The sequence below is a fragment of the Streptomyces albidochromogenes genome, from assembly GCF_005981925.1.
Classification (GTDB): domain Bacteria; phylum Actinomycetota; class Actinomycetes; order Streptomycetales; family Streptomycetaceae; genus Streptomyces; species Streptomyces albidochromogenes.
This window is the reverse complement of record NZ_VBVX01000737.1, coordinates 1-519: the sequence shown is the minus strand read 5'-3', so window position 1 is coordinate 519 and position 519 is coordinate 1. Positions and strand designations below refer to the sequence as shown.

Here is a 519-nt window from a genome sequence, read left to right as displayed (position 1 = left end):
CGGCCTTCGCCGCCCCGACGAGGCCCGCGACCCACAGGATGACGCCGAGCCCGATGAAGAAGACCGCGTCCACGTACGTGTCGGAGCCCGGCCGGGCGGTCACCGCGAAGCCCAGCGACGACCACAGCCCGAGCCCGCACCCCGCGACGGACGAGAGCAGCCACGCGAGGCTGAGACCGGGAACGCGCCACGGGGCGGCGGAGAGTCCGTGCTCCCGCCCCACCCGCGCCCACCCGACCAGCAGCTGACGGATCGTACGGTCGCGGCGCACCCCCATGCCGAGGAAGATCCAGCAGGTCACGACGCCCGCGAGCCCCAGCGCGCCGAAGCCCGCGACGAACACGGCGGTCAGCGGGTCGCCCGGCCCCTCGAACGTTTCGAGGGCGGCCCCGACCGTTCCCCACCCGAGCACGGCGCCGCCCACCAGCAGCCAGAACCGCACCAGCCGGCCCGGGCCGAGCCCGCGTGCGGTCAGCTCGTCCAGGGCCCGCGCCCGGTCGGCGCGCATCGCCTCGGGTC

The 519-nt window shown here is 76.3% G+C and carries 1 protein-coding gene; it reads right to left on the bottom strand.

The window, feature by feature from the left end:
- Nucleotides 1-519, bottom strand: a 519-nt coding sequence (locus tag E2E34_RS35830; RefSeq protein ID WP_167518459.1) for a hypothetical protein, incomplete at both ends; no start/stop codon positions are given.